This window comes from Hymenobacter rubidus, assembly GCF_016734815.1.
Classification (GTDB): Bacteria; Bacteroidota; Bacteroidia; order Cytophagales; family Hymenobacteraceae; genus Hymenobacter; species Hymenobacter rubidus.
This window is the reverse complement of record NZ_JAERQF010000082.1, coordinates 1-798: the sequence shown is the minus strand read 5'-3', so window position 1 is coordinate 798 and position 798 is coordinate 1. Positions and strand designations below refer to the sequence as shown.

The 798-nt window shown below is 59.1% G+C and carries 2 protein-coding genes; both read left to right on the top strand.

Annotated features, from left to right (window positions below):
* The first annotated feature begins 166 nt into the window (after positions 1 to 166).
* Positions 167 to 367 (top strand): hypothetical protein, encoded by a 201-nt coding sequence (locus JKL48_RS22880; RefSeq protein ID WP_201987737.1) that lies wholly within the window; start codon positions 167 to 169, stop codon positions 365 to 367.
* The gene (locus JKL48_RS22875) at positions 368 to 574 is read left to right on the top strand and encodes a transposase (protein WP_201987735.1); all 207 of its coding nucleotides are present in this window, start codon (positions 368 to 370) and stop codon (positions 572 to 574) included.
* Positions 575 to 798: the final 224 nt, after the last annotated feature.

The window sequence follows — 798 nt, the reverse complement described above, 5'->3', positions numbered from 1 at the left end:
CAACCCTCATTCATCCAACCATAACTATATTGCTTAACAGGCCCCGCTAAACTGTCCAGTTTTTGGGGAGTAGTACAGTGTTTAGCTTTTAAGCGTACTTTTCTTCATGCAAGTGTATTGCATTGATTTGCGCGAACGGGTCGCGGCGACTTAGCGTTTCAAGTTCGTGGAAGAGACGGGCGTCAACCTAACCTACACCCGCCGCCACGGCCGCGCCCCGGCCGGACGGTGGGTGGACACGGCCGTGCCGCTGCACAACGGGCCGAACGTGACGGTGGTGGCCGCCCTCTCGGCCCAGGGCGTGGAGGCCGTCATGGAGCTGGACGGGGCCGTGAACACGGCCGGCTTCGCCGGGTACCTGGACTAGGTGCTGAGCCCAACCTTGCAGCCGGGCGATGTAGTGGTCGTCGACAACCTGCACATGCACAAGGTGGCCGGGCTGGCGGAATTGGTCAACAAACGGGGCGCGCGGCTGCTGCATTTGCCGCCTTATTCGCCGGACTTCACGCCCATCGAGCTGGCCTTCCGCAAGCTCAAAACCCACCGGCGTACCGCTGCTGCCCGCACCTGCTAGGGCCCGACCGCCGCCTTGCAAGCGGGGCTAGCCTGCATAACAACCCAAGATGCCCAAAGCTGGTTTAACTACTGCGGCTATCATGTACACTGACTACGAAACTGCTCTAGCCGAAGTTCTGCGACAGTATTTTCGGTGATTATTTTATATACCCGTCACGAAGTGGGTTGCGAATCGAGCAGGTGAAAGTGGAGGGTGAGTAAGGACGCGAGTTCGTGCCCGAA